Below are 16448 nucleotides of genomic sequence, written 5' to 3' on the forward strand. Positions count from 1 at the left end.
ATGGGCAAACGCTGATTGGCAACACGCCAGCGCTTTGCCCATGCAAACCAGACGCCATCAGAGCGACGCTATGAAGCCATCGATCAGCGCCGCCAGCGCGCGAGGGTTGTCCTGGCTCACGCGGTGGTCGGCATCAACCTCGGCATACTGCGAGCCGGGGATCAGTGCGCACAGGCGCGCCATTTTGTCCGTCGCAAACACCGCAGAATGCGAACCCCGCAACACCAAGGTGGGGCAGCGCACATGGATGCGGTCCCAGATCGGCTCCTCCAACAGGTGCTCGGTCTCGACGACACCGGGCGGGTAATAGCGCCACTCGACCACGCCGTCAACCGAGGCACGAAACGAATGCTGGCTGTAATGCGCCTTCATGGCATCGCTCCAGCGGTCTGAAAAGGGCATGCGGTCGCGGGCTTCAGCCAGCGAGGCAAAGCGGAACTCGCGCAGCATCTGGGCGCGCACATTGGCACTGATCTGCGGGTCCAGCGACAGGCCGGGGTCAACCACGGTCAGGCTGGCCACGCGCTGCGGGTTTTCGGAGGCCAGCAGCAAAGCCAGATTGCCGCCGGTGGCCGCACCCACCACATGCACGCGGGGCACCTGCAGCGCATCGAGCAAAGCACACAGGTCGTCCAGATAATCTTTGTAGCCGTAGCCGTTCGCCGGATAGTCCGACAAGCCATGGCCACGCGCATCTGGCGCGATAAATCGGTTGGGCAGTGTGGTGTGCTCGACCACGAAATCCCACACCCGGGCATTGGTGCGGTTAGGGTGCAGAAGCAGTACCGGCACCCCCGAACCCGACCAATCGAGGCAGTGCAGCGATAACTGGGCCAGCGGCACTTGGCGTGACAAAGCGGGGCGCTGAAAAGGGACGAAAAGTTCGGATGGCATGGATGGTTTCCTCAAGGGCAGTCCGCAAGCTTGGTCTTACACCAGACCCAGACCGTGCGCAGCCTTAGCCAGCGCATTGCGGTCTTGCGGATGGGCGATGGCCAGCATGCCTCGCACACGCTGGTCAAGACTGGCGTGGCGCAGGCGGGCCACGCCGTACTCAGTGCAGATCATGTCGGCGTCGCTGGCCGCCACGGTGCAGGGGCCGCTCAGACGCGCCACGATGCGCGGCTGCTGGGCCGCCGAGCGCGACGGCAAGGCCATCACGGACTGCCCGCGATTGGCGCACTGGGCCGCACGAACGAAATCAGGCAGGCCGCCGACGCCCCCCACGTGGCGCCACCGACCATCCTGTCCAAGCACGGCCTCGGCATTGACATTGCCCAAGAGATCGACCTCGATAGCGCTGTTGAGGCTGAAGAAATCGTCGATGCCGGCAATGACTGCCGCATCGTGGGTGACGTCCGGGCTGCGCAGGCAGATACCGGGATGCTGGTTCACGCTGCGGTACAGCGAAGGGCTGCCCAGCACGCAACCCACCACCGCCACACCAGGATCGCGGGTTTTGCGGGAATGGTCCACCGCGCCAGCGTCGACCAGTGCCTGCAGGTCGTCGGTGTACATGCCGCTGTGCACGCCCAAGTGCCGGTGCGACGACAGGGCGGCCAACATCACCGAAGGCAAGGCCCCGATGCCCACCTGCAGGCAGGCGCCATCGGGCACCAGCGCTGCCACATGGCCTGCAATGGCTTGCTCAACCTCGCTGGGTGCTGACTTGCTCAGCGGCGCGGGTGCGTGGTCGACCTCCAATACAGCGGCCAGCTCAATGTCGTCGGGCCAACGCGCACCAACAACACAGGGCGCCTGCGCGTTGACTTCGGCGATGACATGGCGGGCCCTGCGCGCGGCAGCCAGTGCCGGCCCGTGCGAGGCCCCCAGATACAGGTCGCCGTCGGCGTTTCGCGCCAGACTCACAAGCGCCACATCGACTGGCCACAAGCCCTGCTGGTAGACATGCGCACAAAGGCCGTATCGCAAGGGGCTCAGGTGCACAGGCCGCGCCTGCGCAAGACGAGCGGCGCTGCCCATGCCGCCATAGACGGTGATTTCACAGCTCGAAGGCAGGGCTTGAGCGGCATCCGAAAAAGGCACACCCAGCATCAAGTGCAGGGGCAAGGGCCGTGCCGATGACGCCAGCGATTCGGTCAGCGATTGGGCCAGCGATTGCAGCAAAGCCACCGGCTCGCTGGACATGTGCGAGCAGACCAAGTGGTCACCCGCCCGCAGCCAACGCGCCCAGTCCATCTCAGGCCTGCCAAGGCACTTGCTGTGCAAAGTGCCTTGCGATCTCCTCGCGGGTGGCGATCCACACCCCGCCAGGCCGCGCGGCCCGCTCGGCAGCATAGGACAGGAATTGCTCCAAAGCCCAGATGCGGCCGGGCCGCCCGATGATGCGCAGGTGCAGCCCGATGGACATCATATTGATCTCGTGTTCCCCCTCGGCCAGCGCCCAGTCAAGGTTATCCTTCGCATACTTGAGCCATTGGTCAGGGGTGTAAGAACCCTCGGACCACATTTTCATGTCGTTGTTGTCCAGCTGGTAGGGCAGCACCACGATGGGCTTTCCCGCGTGCGAGTCCCAAAACGGCGCATCATCGGAAAAATCGTCCATGTGGTACAGAAAACCCTCCTCGATCAGCAGACGGCGCGTGTTGTCGGTGGTGAGGTAGCGAGACAACCATCCCTGTGGACGTCGACCAGTGCTCTGGGTGATTGAGTCCACGGCCTTGCGGATGTAGGCCCTCTCTTCGTCTTCGCTCATTGAGAACTGATGCGCCCAGCGGTAGCCGTGCGAGGTGACTTCGTGTCCTTGACGCACGATCTCGCGCGTCAGCTCTGGTGCTCGCTCCAGCGCCAACGCGCAGCCAGTGATGGTGGTGCGTATGCCGTACTTGGCCAGCAGGCGCATGACGCGGGGCGCGCCACGGTTGATGCCATAGCGGTAGTTGGACTCGTTGCCATGGTTGCGCATAGTCCTCTTGAGGGCGATCCCCATTTCGTCCACCGGCTCAGGGTACTTGTCGCCATCCAGGATGTTGGCCTCGGCCCCCTCCTCGACGTTGACGACCACCGACAGGGCCAACCGGGCACCGCCGGGCCAGGCATAGGATTTGGGACCGATCTGGTAACGCATGAAAAACCTCTCCACAGACGAACGAGCTGCATGCGGACTGCAGTCGCAGCAACAACCACATGCAGGACTTGCAAAGTTGTACGGACATATTATCATTGCTTGCAAACACAACGCAACCGCTGCCCACCCGCAGACACCGGCAAAAAACATGGAACTGCTTCAGCTGCACCAAAGCGGCCCGATCGCCCGCATCGTGATCAACCACCCCGCGCGCAAGAACGCGTTTTCGCGGGCCATGTGGCGCACCCTGCCCAGTCTGGTGGCCGCTGCTACAAGTGAGCCGCAGACCCGGCTGCTTACCCTTGTGGGGGTGCAACCAGGCCTGTTCGCGGCCGGTGCAGACATCAGCGAGTTCGAGCACACCTACATCACCCCCGGCGAAGGCGCCGTGGCATCCCGCGAGATTCAAGTTGCGGTCGACGCGCTGGAGAACTGCCCTTTGCCTGTGGTGGCGCTGATCGACGGCCCCTGCGTCGGCGGCGGCGTCGCGCTGGCCGTGGCCTGCGACCTGCGCATCGCCAGCGCGCAGGCGCGCTTTGCAGTCACACCGACACGACTAGGCCTGTCATACCACCCCGATGACCTGCGCCGCCTTGTGCGCGCCTGCGGCCTGGCCGCGGCCAGCGAGCTGCTCATGGGTGGGCAGTTGTGGCCAGCCGAGCGCGCCCTGCGCTGCGGGCTGGTCAACCAGGTTTGGCCATCGGCAGTGTTTGCCGAGCAGTCCCAGGCCTTGCTGCATGCCATCGCAGCCAACTCGCTGGATGGCACACGCGCCATCAAGCAGGGCCTTCGCGCCGTGATGGCCAACGACTCAATCGGCCTAACCCAGGCCGCCCATACCTTTCTCGACCTGTTCCAGGGTCGGGACTTCACCGAAGGCCGTGACGCCTTTTTGCAAAAGCGTCCGGCTAACTTTCCATCCCACCACAAGGGCGCCGCAATATGACCGACAGCCAATATCACGATCCGATTGAACGCATACTCGACCTGATCGAACAGACCCGCTTTGACGACTTACCCAGCGATGCGGTGAGCGCGGCAAAGGTGTTTTTTCTGGACACCGTGGGCGTTGCCTGCTCCGGAAAACTCGCCCCAAAAATGGACGCGCTCATGGCCGCATCGGCACGCTGGGGTACACCGAGCGAGGCCTCTGCATCGGTCTGGAACACCGGTCTGCAAGCACCAGGCCCGGTGGCCGCTTTGATCAATGGTTACCAGTGCCATGCGCTCGAATACGACTGCGTCTTTGAACCCGGCGTGATCTTGCCGACACCGCCGATCTTCGCCGCCCTGATGGCCAAGGTGGACGAGTTGACAGCCCAAGGCCGCCCACCCAGTGGCCGCGACCTGCTGCGCGCCTTCACTGTTGGGCTAGAAGTCTCCTGCACACTGGCTGGTGCAACCCGCAACGCAATGTTCTTTTTCCGCCCTGCAACCACGGGGGTGTTCTCGGCGCTGGCCGCCCTGGCCTGCCTGGACCCACTGCCGCGCGAGCAGCTGCGCTATGCCTTTGGCATTGGCTACTCCCAGATGTGCGGCCCTATGCAGGCACACGAGGAAGGCTCGATGATGCTGGCCATGCAAATGGGGTTTGCGGCGCGCAACGCACTGCAAGCGCACGACATGGCACGTATGGGCATCACCGCGCCGGTCGAACTGCTGAGTGGACGCTTTGGTTTTTTCAACAACTTTGAGCACGAGCACGAACTGTCTGCAGCGCTGGACGCAATGGGCGCACCCTGGAAGGTGACGCAGCTTTCGCACAAGCCCTTTCCCAGCGGACGCGTCACACATGGCGCGATCCATGCGATGCGTGGGCTGCGGCAAGAGCTGGGCCTGACGGCGACCAACGCCCTCGAGCGCATCCACGGCATTCACGTGACGCTGCCCCCGTTGGGCATGCGTCTGGTAGGTCGGCCGATGGTGCACCAGCCGCCGCCTAACTATGCGCGCCTGTGCATACCTTTCGTTTCTGCGGCCGAAGTCGTGTTTGGCGGTGTCGACCCCACCACCTTCGTGCCCGAATGCTTAGGCAACCCAGTGGTGGAAGCACTGGCGATGCGCGTGACCACCGAAGAAAAACCGCATCCCAATGCAAACGCTTTCTACCCACAGACGTTGACGCTGACGCTCACCAACGGCGATCGGATCACGCGCGAGATTCCATATGCCTGGGGCCACCCGCTGCTGCCATTGAGCGCGCAGGAGCGGGAGGACAAATTCCGCCTGTGTTGGCACCTGACACGCGAGGGCAATGCCGCGCAGAACCAGCAGATGGAAGCCATGATCGCATGGCTAAATCGCTTGCCCGAGGCCCTCGACGCCGCCCCTCTGGTGGCGCTGCTGGCCGCTGCCACCTGAAGACCAAGGTCCCGAGCGCCGCAGCCTACAAAGGCGCGATGCGCGGTGCCGTGCCCAGCCTTGTGCCGGCAATCACCAGCACCAAGCCGACCAGGTGCCACCAACCCAGTGGTTCGCCCAGCATCAGTGCCGAGGACAGCACGCCGAAGATCGGCAGCAAGTAGAGAAAGGGGCTGGCCCGGCTCTGCCCGATGCGGCCGATCGCAAAGTACCAGGCCAGATTGGCCAGCGCCGTACCCACCACACCCGAATACATCAAATACCCCCACACCATGGGTGTATCGAGGGCGGCTCGTGCCTGCACCCAGCCACCATCGAGCATGGCGTGTGCGAGCAGCATCAGCGACCCCATGCCATAGGTCGACCAGCCAACCACAAGCACATCAATGTCTTGCGCCACGCGCTGTATCAGCAAACCTCCGCCGACGAAGGCCAACAAGCCCAGCACAAGCAACACCTCCCCCAGTCCGGTGATGCCTAACTGTGCGCCTGGCGCCATGACCACAACCAGCGTCACACCTGCAAAACCCAGCGCAATACCGAGCATGGCCCGCTGGTGCACCCGCTCTCGCATCAACAAGGCACCCGCCGCCACAGACAGCGGAGGAATCAAGGCCATGACCAGTGACGCACTGGTGGCTGTGGTCAGGCCCATACCATGGGTGAACATCACCTGGTTGAGATAAATAATCAGAAAGGAAGTGCCCCCCAAATAGCCCCACTTGGCCAGTGACAGGCGAGGCAAGCGACGATCGCGCAACCACAGACCCAACGTGAGCACCAGCGTGGCCACCAGCATACGCAGCGCAGCAAGCCACATCACGTCCAAGACCCCGGTCAGGGCCTTGATGGCCGGGATGTTGGCACCCCAAGCCACCATGACCAAGATCAGCAACACGGGCATGCCGCGGTTGGTGCCAGTGTCGCTGAAAATGGCCAATCAGTTGGCCTTAGCCGTCAGGTTGACCACCTTGCCAGCTGTGGCGTTCCAGTTATTGACGCACTCTGCGCCGCAGCGGGCAGCCCATCGCGGCAGCACCTGCTCAATCAGCGCCTTGCGGCGCAATTCGACATCGCCGGCTGCAGGATTGACCAAGACCATCTTGCCAGCAGGGCCTTCAGAGCAGGCCCCACCGGTGTTGCAGGCCAGGCCAACGTCGTTTTCACGCACGTTCTGGTCGAAGATGGCCTTTTCCAAGCGCGCGTATTCGCTCGTGATGGTCTTCTGGGTGGCCGCGTCGAGCTTTCGCCAGCTGTTGAGGTTGAAAGCCGCCATGCCGGAGCCCCAGTTGATGGGCAGCGCATACAGGTACTTGGCGCCGTCGTACCACTTTGCTTTGTAGCCTCCCAAGGTGCCGGTGATGGCACAGTCGATGACACCGTTTTGCAGCGACTGCTGCACCTCGCCAAAAGCCATGTTCACGCCAGAGCCACCGAAATAGCTGATGAAGTCGGCCTGCGAGGCGCCCGAGGTACGCACTTTGCGGCCCTTGAGGTCGGCCAGACTCTTGATCTCTGCGCGGCAAAAGAGCACCTGCGCCTGGAAGGAATACATGGCCATGACCTTGACCTTCAGCTGCTGCTCATAGTAACGCTCGAGTTGCGGACGGAAAGCATTGGTCACTTCCCTGAAAGTCTGTATGGTGGGCGAGACGCCTGCCAGGTCGGTGGCATCATTGATCGCGTTGTCACCCGCAACAAAGCCCAGCTGTGTGGTGCCGACGTCGAACACACCTTGACTCAGCAGCTTGAAGACCTCGGGGCCTTTGAGGCCCATCTCATTCCAGGGCTTGATGCTGGCCGTGACTGCGCCACCCGTGGCTGCCGGAATGTCCTTGATCCAGAACGGTGCCTCCAGGTCCTTGTATTGGGTGGTGATGCCCAAGTTGCCCACCACCTGCAGGCTGACTTTGGGGGACGACTGCGCTTGCACCGCACTGGCGAGGCACAGACCGAGCGCCGCAGCGCTCCAGACAAAACGACGTACAAGTTTCATTGACTTCTCCTCAGGTTGAAATAACAGGCCGTGTCACCCACGGCTTGCAGCGAAAACGGATGGCAGCCAGAGCGCGAGCTCAGGGAAGGCAATCAGGCCGATGATCAGCAGGAGCATCAGCACCACATAGGGCAGCGACCCCATCACCACGTCGCGGAACGCCCCCCCCTTGCGCACCGACTGCACCACAAAAAGGTTCATGCCAATGGGTGGGGTGATCAGCGCGGTCTCGATCAGAATCACAAACACTACGCCAAACCAGACGGGGCTATAACCCAGTTGAGTGATGATTGGCACCACGATGGGAGTGGTGGCGATCATCAGTGTGAGCGACTCGACAAAGCAGCCCAGAAAGATGTAGAGCACGATGATGGACAGCATCACCGCCAGTGGTGTCCATCCCAACTCAGCAACCCACTTGACGGCGGCATCGGTCAGGCCCAGCGTGGACAACACGAAGTTGAGAAAATAGGCTGCGATCACGATGGCCATCACCATGGCGGTGGTGCGTACCGTGCCCTCAAATGAGCGCAGCAGCAACGCCAGCGTCAACCGCCGGCGTGTGACCACCAGCGCCAGCGCCCCCATCACGCCCAGCGCCGAGGCCTCGGTGGCCGTGGCCAGGCCGGCATAGATGGAGCCCACCACCAGCAGGAACAGCATGACAGGCGGCAGCAGGTGCACCAAGGCCTGAAAGCGCAGGCCCCAGCTGGAAACCTTGCCGCGCGGCGCCAGCGAGGGGTTGATGATGCAGCGCACATAGACGTAGACCGAGAAGATACTCGCCAACATCAGTCCGGGTATGAGCGCTGCGAGGTAGAGATCTCCGACGGCCGTATCGGACATGGCGCCGTACAGCACCATGTTGATGCTCGGCGGGATCAGTATGCCCAGCGTGCCACCCGCGGCGATCGTGCCAAGGAACATGCCACGGTCGTAGCCGTAGCGGTCCATGTTGGGGATCGAGACGGTGCCGATGGTGGCCGCCGTGGCGATGCTGGAGCCCGAGGTGGCTGCGAACACCGCCGACGCTGCGATGTTGGTGTGCATCAGCCCACCGGGGATGTGGCCCACCCAGCGGTCCAGCGCCTCGTACATGGCATCGGTCACCCCCGAACGCAGCAGCAATTCACCCATGAGGATGAACATCGGAACTGCAACCAAAATGAAGTCGGCGCTGGAACTCCAGGCGACTTCACCCAGACCGCGTATCAGCGGGAATGGCGAAAAGAACGTACCCAGCGAATAACCGAGCACCCCCAGCACTGCCGCCACAAACAGGCTGCTGCCGGCCAGAACCAGCAACAGGATCAAAGTCAAACTTAACATCAGCGTTGCTCCTGGCCGGTGCCGGCCTCAATTTCTTCCTGCAGCGACGCCATGCCGAGCATCCGGTTGGTGTCGCTCGTGCGCCCGCGAAGGCTGCTGGCGAGTCCGTACACCGCGTACAAGGTGGACAACACCGCCAGCCAGGCCAGGCCCAGCAGCCAGATGCCTTGCGGCCAGACCAGCGGGATGGACAGCGACGAGTTGGAGCGTGCACCGCTTTGAAAGTTGCTCAACACGGTCTGCGCGCACCAGTAAACCAGCACCACGCTCACCACCGAAAGCCCGGCATAGGACCACACGTCCAGCCAGGCGCGCCATTTTTCGGGCAGCGTAACGTACAGCAGTTCGATGCGTATATGGGCTCTGGTGACCAGCGCGTAGGACATTCCCATGGCCGTGGCGATCGCAAAAGCGTAGGTCGAGAACTCGAAGCTCTCGAAGTAGGTCACCTTCCACAAGGCCCGAAACACCACGTCGAGCGAGATCAGGCCGGCACTCAGCAGCAAAGCGGCTCCGCCCAGCCACGCCAGCCAGCGCGAAACACCTGAACACCATTGAAGTAAGTTCGTCATGGTCATTTCCATAGAAAAAACGGGATGGATCGCCAGGCTCACGGACATACCGCCTAAGCCCATAACACCAGGCTGCCGTCGGGCTTACGCCCGGCGAAGGAGCCAATCGAGACGCGACTGCCTGAGGGACTGGCATTACCCGGCGCAACCTCGTGGGGGTTGCGCGTGTTGAAAATCACCAGGTCGCCAACGGTTGCTTGGTAGGTGAACGACGGCACGCCCTCGGTCAGGCTGCGCGGCAGACCATAGCTCTGGGGAATCTCCCCTGGCTGCAGCACGGGGTACCAAGGGTTGTTGTAAACGGTGGTGTGGCCGCCCGAGAGGAGTTCCTCGGCGAAGAAATTCCAGCCCACCTGACCATCGATGGCCGCAATGCTGTACCCGGGCGCGTTTACCGGCGCCCAATCCACATGCAAGTCAATCCTCTCACTGGTCGAGCGGATGATGCCGGCGAAATAGTGCCGAGCGTCCTCACGCGCCACATCCACGGGCGCGTCCCAATTCGCCCGCAAGAGGGACATCACGCGCTGCACAGGGTTAAAGCCAGCGGCATGGAACACCGCCTCCACGTCTTCCTGCGCCTGGGGCACATCGGCCAAGAACTCTTCCCGGGTCTTGTTCCACCGGTACTGGTATTGGGCCAGGCCAATGTAGCCAATGCGCTCGGCCACGTTGTAGTACTGCACGCGCCCGGCCTTGCAGGCGGCCGAAAAGGCACTGCACTCATCGGGAGAGGCGAAGCCCGCTACGCGAATGGCCGGGATTTTGTTGTCAAGAAGCAGTGCCAAGCTCTCGCAAGTCAAAGCGTGCTCGGCACCGTCGATCCAGGTCACCATGCCACTTGCCCCTGATTCAATGGAGTAGATACCGGCATAGCATGCGGTTTACTCAGTGGTCCAAGTTTTGCGGGGCGGTGACTTGATCTCAAGTTGCTCGCAATTTTCGAGCGCTTCGCTGAAGTGCTCGACTCCGCGCGGGTGCCGCCACGAGGTACCGGCTTCGGCGATAAATTCCTCCCCGCCGATGACCAAACGCAAACGGCCCTTGATGAGGTAGGCCACGGTTTCATGGTCGTCGTGCTTGTGCACCGGATCGATCAGGCCTTTTTCTCGCAGCACATGCAGCATCAAGATCTCATTGCCCACCATGACGCGGCGCACCACGACCTTGCCCTGGGGCCGAACGCCCTCGACTGACGCCAGGCGTTCGGGCTCGATGGCGTCCCGGACAGTAAAAAAGCCCACAGTGGGCTCCAACGATCTTGGATCAGAATTCATCTGGCGTCCTTTGAATGGGGCTGCGTGCGCATCAGGCCAAGGCCCGCACACGCAACACTTATTCTTGCTGTAATACCTGATCGAAGTGTGGCAGCTTTGCCAGACATTGTCGACAATCAAACGAAAATAATTTTCCAGGCGCTCTAAATTTCATTTAACCTAGCGGACAAACGGGTTTCAATGTACACAATCTTGCCGTGCTGCCTGAAACCCCATTTTGGAGGTTCCCATGCCAGATTCACTTGGATGGCGGCAAAAGTTCGCCGTGCTGATCCCCTCGACCAACACCAGCGTTCAGCCCGAATTTGACGACATGCGCCCGCCCGGCGTGACCAACCACATCAGTCGGATACGCATTCCCAACATACCGCTGCACAATGACGCGGACTTCGAACGGCTGATCGCACTGATCGCCGCCACACAAGACGAAGCGGTTGACTCGGCCATGTCCTGCGAGCCAGACCGCTTGGTGCTGGGCATCTCGGCTGAGACCTTCTGGGATGGCCTGAATGCAAGCCGCAAGCTCAAGGCGCAGTTGCATGAACACACCGGCCTGCCGGTGTCCATGGGTTCTGAAGCTTGCGAGGCGGCCTTTCTGGCCTTGCGCATGAAGAAGATTGCCGTGATCACCCCCTACCAGCCAGTGGGTGACCGCAACGTGACGCGTTTTTTCGAGGAGGCAGGATTTGAGGTCAAGCGCATCAAGGGCCTGTGCTGTGAAAGCCCGGTGAAAATCGCCCATGTTTCCGAGACGCAATTGCGCGATGCGCTGCTCGAACTCGACGGCGACGACATCGACGGCCTGGTCCAAGTGGGCACCAACCTGGCCATGGCTCGCCTGGCCGGTCAGGCCGAAATCTGGCTCAAAAAACCGGTGGTGGCCATCAACACCGCCATCTACTGGCACGCCCTGCGAGGGGCGGGCATCACCGACCGCATGAGCGGCTTTGGCAGCCTGATGGAACAACACTGAGCGACCACTCACACAGACAAAATGGAAACCGTCGCCTCCCGCATTTATGCTGCGATCAAGCTGCAGATCATCGACGGGCGTTACGCGAGCGGCGACCGCATCACCGAAAAAAATGTTGCGCAGGAATTCAACACCTCGCGCACCCCGGTGCGCGAGGCCATGCGACAGTTGGTGGCCGACGGCTTTGCCCTGTTCAAGCCCAACAGCGGCACCGTGGTGCGCAGCTGGACGCCCGAACAGGTGCGCGAGGTCTTTGATTTGCGGGTTCTGCTCGAGAGCGAGATCGCTGGCCTTGCAGCCGCTCGCATGACCCCGTCCGAGATCGCCACCCTGGCGCGTTTGCAAGATGCGATCGAGGCCGAGGGCACCAACATTGAGGCGTCCAATACAGCGCGCATCGGCCCCCTCAACCGCGAGTTCCATGGCGTGATTGCACAGGCCAGCCAGAACGAACGCTTGGTCGCCATGCTGTCCAACGCCATAGAAGTGCCTATCGTGCAGCAGACCTTCCGCCGCTACAGCACATCGCAACTCGCACGCAGCTTTGGCCACCATCGCGAACTGATCGATGCCTTCACACTGCACGACATCGCCTGGGCCAGGTGCGTGATGGGCAGCCATATCCACTCCGCCAAACAAACCCTGTTGGGAAACACCCCCCATGTCCAAGCCTGACAACACCTCACTGCACGCCAACTACAGCAACGGCGCTTTTGGCCAACAACTGGGCTTTGGCACCAAACAGGCCCTGGTGATGGTCGATTTCGCAAAGGCCTATTTCATGGCCGATTCGCCCCTGTATGCCAACACGCCCGAGGTCATCCCCCGCGCCCAGGCCCTGCTTGAATGGGCCCGCGCACGCGGCATGTTGGTTTGCCACACGCGGGTGGAGTACCGCGCCGATGGCCTTGATGGCGGCGTTTTTTTTCGCAAGGTGCCTGCTCTCAAAGTCTTCTGCAGCGGCAACCCTTTTGGCGAGGTGGTTCCAGAACTGGCACCTACCGCCGATGAACCAGTGATCACCAAGCATTACGCCAGCGCCTTCTTCGGTACGTCACTGGCCAGCACCCTGCGCGCGCAAGGCATTGACTGCGTGCTGCTGGCGGGGATGAGCACCAGCGGTTGCGTGCGCGCCAGCGGCGTTGACGCACTGCAACACGGCTTTATACCGGTGGTGATCGCAGACGCTTGTGGCGACCGCCACCCCCAACCCCACGAATCCAACCTGTTTGACCTGAACGCCAAGTACTCCGACGTCATGACACTAGCCCAGGCGCAAGCCGCCCTCGCCGGATGATGGCCGCGCCTGCACAGCACATCGGCGCGGCCACGCCACCTGAACACCTCACTGTCCTTGACCTCCCCTCATGAAGTTCTGCGGCCAGACAACCATTACCTTGGTCGACTTGGAGGCACAACACCAAGCGCAAGTGGATCCCTTAGCGTTGAGGGCAAACGCCAACTGCGGGGAAAAGCCCTTTCCCCAAAAAATGCGCAGCACCATGCACGCCACGATTAACAAACCCAGTGATCTTTGTAGCAAAATCACCCAAAGACCGCGTCCGCAAAGGTTGTGGACAAGGTCATGCACAAAGATACCGCATGTTTTTTTGCACGATCTTCTGACCAACAAAGGCTTGAAAGACTTGGGTGGCCGCTTTGTCAGTCGTACTGGCCTGTGTGGGTCACCCGAGTTGGAATTGTCAGAAGAACTATGGATGGCATAATCTGCCTTATGAATGAATGAAAGAATTTGACATCGTGGTGCATGGTGCCACAGGTTTCACCGGCCGCTTGGTGATCGAATATTTACTCAAGCAATCAACCGGTATGCGCTGGGCCATGGGCGGGCGCAGTGCCAGCAAACTGGCTGCCGTGCGTGACGAAGTGGGCGCACCCGCTGACACGCCTTTGGTGGTGATCGACAGCGAAGACCCGGCCAGCCTGCAGGCCCTGATGACCCGCACCCGCTTGGTCTTGACCACGGTGGGGCCTTATCAGTTGTACGGCAGCGGCTTGGTCAAAGCCTGCGCGCAGGCCGGTGTGGATTACGTGGACCTGTGTGGTGAGCCGGCCTGGATGCGCCAGATGATTGACGCGCACCATGCCGCAGCGCAAGCCAGTGGGGCGCGAATTGTGTTCTCGTGTGGTTTTGATTCCATTCCCTTTGATCTAGGGGTGTTGATGCTGCAAGGCGAGATGCAACAGCGTTTTGGCACGCCCGCTTCGCGCGTGCGGGGTCGTGTGCGCAAGATGAAGGGGACTTTTTCAGGGGGCACGGCGGCCAGCTTCAAGGCCACCATGGCGGCCGCTGCCAGCCAGCCCGGTGTGCTGGACTTGCTGAAAAACCCATTCTCTTTGACCCCTGGATTTACCGGCCCCAAGCAGCCGACCGCGCACAAACCCATGGTCGATGAGGTGCTGGATGTGTGGGTGGCCCCCTTTGTGATGGCGACCATCAACACCCGCAATGTGCACCGCTCCAACTTTTTGCTCAATCAGGCCTGGGGGGCAGACTTTGTCTATGACGAAATGGTCATCACCGGCCCGGGCGACAAAGGCCAGGCTGTGGCCGAGGCGATTGCTGCGGATAAAAGCATGAGCGGTGCGGATGTCTTGCAAACGGGCGAAGGCCCTTCGCGTGCGGAGCGCGATGCCGGCTCCTACGACGTGTTGTTCATCGGCCACAACCCTGCGGGTCAGACCTGCCGCGTGAGCGTGCAAGGCGACCGCGACCCCGGCTACGGCAGCACCTCCAAAATGATCAGCGAAGCGGCCATCTGTCTGCTCCAAGATGTCCCCCACACACCCGGCGGCATCTGGACGCCTGCCTCCAGCATGGGGCAAAAACTGATTGATCGCTTGCAGGCCCATGCAGGCTTGACGTTTCGCGTGGAATAAGGCGTTCCCATGTCCAAAGTCTGTCTGGTCATTGGTGCAGGCGATGCCACGGGGGGTGCGGTGGCCAGGCGTTTTGCGCGCGAGGGTTACACCGTCTGCGCCACGCGCCGCACTCTGGACAAATTACAGCCCTTGTTGGCGCAGATCCGACAAGACGGGGGTGTGGCCCATGGCTTCGGGTCCGATGCGCGCCATGAAGACGATGTGATCGCACTGGTCGAGCACATCGAAGCCAGCATCGGACCGATCGAGGTGATGGTGTTCAACATCGGCGCCAACTCGCCCAACAGCATCCTGACGGAGACCGTACGGCGCTACACCAAAATGTGGGAGATGGCCTGTTTGGCGGGCTTTATCACCGGTCGTGAAGTGGCCAAGCGCATGGTGAGCCGAGAAGAGGTGGCTGTGAGCGGCAAGGCCCACAAAGGCACGATCATTTTCACGGGCGCATCCGCATCGCTGCGCGGCAGCGCGCATTTTGCAGGCTTTTCTGGCGGCAAAATGGCTTTGCGCTCCCTGGCGCAAAGCATGGCCCGCGAACTGGGGCCCATGGGCATTCATGTGGCCCACACCATCATCGACGGCGCGATCGACACCGAGTTCATCCGCACACAATTTCCACAGCGCTACGCGCTCAAGGGCGTGGGCGGCATTTTGAATCCCGACCACATCGCCGACGCCTACTGGATGCTCCACCAACAACCACGCGACGCCTGGACGCATGAACTCGATTTGCGCCCCTACATGGAAAAGTTTTGACAACACAGGAGACACACATGAAAACTTTTGATTTTTACTTTGACTTTGGCAGTTTGGCCTCGTACTTGGCCCATACCCAGTTGCCCAAGATGTGCACCGAAACCGGGGCCTCGGCCAACTTGCTGCCCATGCTGCTGGGTGGTGTGTTTCAGGCCACGGGCAATGCCTCGCCCATGACCGTGCCCGCCAAGGGGCGGTATGTCTTTGTGGACTTCAAGCGCTTTGCCGACGGGTATGGCGTGCCCTTGAACACGAATCCCCACTTCCCGATCATCACGACCACGCTGATGCGGATGGTGACCGCATTGCAAATGCACAACGACCCACGCATACAAACTTTCATGGATGCGGTGTTCCAAGCGATTTGGGTGGACTCACTCAATTTGAACGACCCGGTCATCGTCGGGCAGATGTTGACCGCCGCCGGATTTGACGCAACGGCCTTGCTGGCCATGGCCAATGACCAGGCCACCAAAGACCAACTCAAGGCCGTGACGATGAAGGCCGTGGAGCGCGGCGTGTTTGGCGCCCCTAGCTTTTTTGTAGGCGAAGAAATGTTCTGGGGTCAAGACCGCATCGAGCAAGTCAAGGCTGCACTGAAGGCTTGAGTTGTTTAGGCTAGACAAGGCGGTCATGCGGCCGCTGTTCAGTTGAGAAGGCGTTGAATCGGCTCATTGATCCGGCACTGTGAAGTCTTGAACAACACTCAAGGGATGGGTTTTTGTAGGAGCCCACCCCTGTGGGCGATGGCTTGCCTTAGCGGTTTGGATGCAATCGCCCACGGGGGAAGGCTCCTGCAAAGACAAAATATCTGCATGGTCGATCTTTTTTCGAGTTTTTTCGAGATTTATCGGTCTGACTCGTTATGGCTGAGGCCAGTCACAGTCATGCCCCGCAGCGTTGACAAAACCGCTGTTGCCATCCCTGACCAACTGATGCGCTGATCGGCCTCAAAGTCCAGCACCCGTTGGGACGCCTCGTCCCAATCTGGCTCAAGCTCGACACCATTGCCCATCGGCACATCGCACCCGTCCCACAGCAGCGGCCCAAGTACGTGCGTGATGCGCGGTGACTCGGGCTCGCCCCCGTTGTGGTCCAGTATTTGGCGGATGTCGGCGCTGTAGGTGATGAAGGCGATGATGCGCATCTGACCGCCACACAGGGCGGCACAACAGTGCGGGGGGGTGAACAT

The 16448-nt window shown here is 61.3% G+C and carries 18 protein-coding genes; 8 read left to right on the top strand and 10 right to left on the bottom strand.

Annotated features, from left to right (window positions below):
• Positions 1 to 57 precede the first annotated feature (57 nt).
• The 3 genes from ACIQ47_RS00880 to ACIQ47_RS00890 are packed head-to-tail and all read right to left on the bottom strand — an operon-like array spanning position 58 to position 3088.
• Positions 58 to 894 (bottom strand): alpha/beta fold hydrolase, encoded by an 837-nt coding sequence (locus ACIQ47_RS00880; RefSeq protein WP_396436381.1) that lies wholly within the window; start codon positions 892 to 894, stop codon positions 58 to 60.
• Positions 895 to 930: 36 nt separating this feature from the next.
• On the bottom strand, positions 931 to 2199 hold the full coding sequence (locus tag ACIQ47_RS00885) for an acetyl-CoA hydrolase/transferase family protein (protein WP_396436382.1): 1269 nt from the start codon (positions 2197 to 2199) through the stop codon (positions 931 to 933).
• Position 2200: 1 nt separating this feature from the next.
• Positions 2201 to 3088, bottom strand: coding sequence for a polysaccharide deacetylase family protein (locus ACIQ47_RS00890; protein WP_396436383.1), 888 nt, complete (start codon positions 3086 to 3088; stop codon positions 2201 to 2203).
• A gap of 148 nt (positions 3089 to 3236) precedes the next feature.
• Here ACIQ47_RS00890 and ACIQ47_RS00895 point away from each other — a divergent pair, with 148 nt between their 5' ends.
• Positions 3237 to 4034: an enoyl-CoA hydratase/isomerase family protein gene (locus tag ACIQ47_RS00895; protein ID WP_396436384.1), complete on the top strand. Its 798-nt coding sequence runs from the start codon at positions 3237 to 3239 to the stop codon at positions 4032 to 4034.
• Entirely contained in the window at positions 4031 to 5449 is a 1419-nt protein-coding gene (locus ACIQ47_RS00900; RefSeq protein ID WP_396436385.1) for an MmgE/PrpD family protein, read from the top strand. Before ACIQ47_RS00895 ends, ACIQ47_RS00900 begins: the two co-directional genes overlap by 4 nt.
• Positions 5450 to 5474: 25 nt before the next feature.
• Here the strand turns inward: ACIQ47_RS00900 and ACIQ47_RS00905 are convergent, their stop codons facing one another.
• The 6 genes from ACIQ47_RS00905 to ACIQ47_RS00930 are packed head-to-tail and all read right to left on the bottom strand — an operon-like array spanning position 5475 to position 10623.
• The gene (locus tag ACIQ47_RS00905) at positions 5475 to 6389 is read right to left on the bottom strand and encodes a DMT family transporter (RefSeq protein WP_396436386.1); all 915 of its coding nucleotides are present in this window, start codon (positions 6387 to 6389) and stop codon (positions 5475 to 5477) included.
• On the bottom strand, positions 6390 to 7445 hold the full coding sequence (locus ACIQ47_RS00910) for a TRAP transporter substrate-binding protein (RefSeq protein WP_396436387.1): 1056 nt from the start codon (positions 7443 to 7445) through the stop codon (positions 6390 to 6392).
• A 33-nt stretch (positions 7446 to 7478) separates the two neighbouring features.
• Positions 7479 to 8774, bottom strand: coding sequence for a TRAP transporter large permease (locus ACIQ47_RS00915; protein WP_396436388.1), 1296 nt, complete (start codon positions 8772 to 8774; stop codon positions 7479 to 7481).
• Positions 8774 to 9346, bottom strand: coding sequence for a TRAP transporter small permease subunit (locus tag ACIQ47_RS00920; RefSeq protein WP_396436389.1), 573 nt, complete (start codon positions 9344 to 9346; stop codon positions 8774 to 8776). The genes ACIQ47_RS00915 and ACIQ47_RS00920 overlap by 1 nt, the downstream gene beginning before the upstream one ends.
• A gap of 53 nt (positions 9347 to 9399) precedes the next feature.
• Complete coding sequence (locus tag ACIQ47_RS00925) at positions 9400 to 10182, bottom strand: hypothetical protein (RefSeq protein ID WP_396436390.1); 783 nt, start codon at positions 10180 to 10182, stop codon at positions 9400 to 9402.
• Positions 10183 to 10230: 48 nt separating this feature from the next.
• A complete protein-coding gene (locus ACIQ47_RS00930; RefSeq protein ID WP_396436391.1) occupies positions 10231 to 10623 on the bottom strand; it encodes a cupin domain-containing protein in 393 nt (130 codons plus the stop codon).
• Positions 10624 to 10852: 229 nt separating this feature from the next.
• On the opposite strand from ACIQ47_RS00930, the gene ACIQ47_RS00935 reads away from it, so the two are divergent.
• The 6 genes from ACIQ47_RS00935 (at position 10853) to ACIQ47_RS00960 (ending at position 15864) form a co-directional block, all read left to right on the top strand.
• Positions 10853 to 11596 (top strand): hypothetical protein, encoded by a 744-nt coding sequence (locus ACIQ47_RS00935; protein ID WP_396436392.1) that lies wholly within the window; start codon positions 10853 to 10855, stop codon positions 11594 to 11596.
• Between the two features lie 21 nt (positions 11597 to 11617).
• Positions 11618 to 12271, top strand: a complete 654-nt coding sequence (locus ACIQ47_RS00940; protein ID WP_396436393.1) for a GntR family transcriptional regulator — start codon at positions 11618 to 11620, stop codon at positions 12269 to 12271.
• Positions 12258 to 12893 (top strand): isochorismatase family protein, encoded by a 636-nt coding sequence (locus ACIQ47_RS00945; RefSeq protein ID WP_396436394.1) that lies wholly within the window; start codon positions 12258 to 12260, stop codon positions 12891 to 12893. Before ACIQ47_RS00940 ends, ACIQ47_RS00945 begins: the two co-directional genes overlap by 14 nt.
• A 446-nt stretch (positions 12894 to 13339) precedes the next feature.
• On the top strand, positions 13340 to 14497 hold the full coding sequence (locus ACIQ47_RS00950) for a saccharopine dehydrogenase family protein (protein WP_396436395.1): 1158 nt from the start codon (positions 13340 to 13342) through the stop codon (positions 14495 to 14497).
• A 9-nt stretch (positions 14498 to 14506) separates the two neighbouring features.
• Positions 14507 to 15256, top strand: coding sequence for an SDR family oxidoreductase (locus ACIQ47_RS00955; protein ID WP_396436396.1), 750 nt, complete (start codon positions 14507 to 14509; stop codon positions 15254 to 15256).
• 17 nt (positions 15257 to 15273) lie between these two features.
• Entirely contained in the window at positions 15274 to 15864 is a 591-nt protein-coding gene (locus ACIQ47_RS00960) for a 2-hydroxychromene-2-carboxylate isomerase (RefSeq protein ID WP_396436397.1), read from the top strand.
• Between the two features lie 239 nt (positions 15865 to 16103).
• Here the strand turns inward: ACIQ47_RS00960 and ACIQ47_RS00965 are convergent, their stop codons facing one another.
• Positions 16104 to 16448 (bottom strand): hypothetical protein, encoded by a 345-nt coding sequence (locus tag ACIQ47_RS00965; protein WP_396436398.1) that lies wholly within the window; start codon positions 16446 to 16448, stop codon positions 16104 to 16106.

The sequence above is a fragment of the Limnohabitans sp. genome (assembly GCF_044373035.1).
GTDB lineage: Bacteria > Pseudomonadota > Gammaproteobacteria > Burkholderiales > Burkholderiaceae_C > Limnohabitans_A.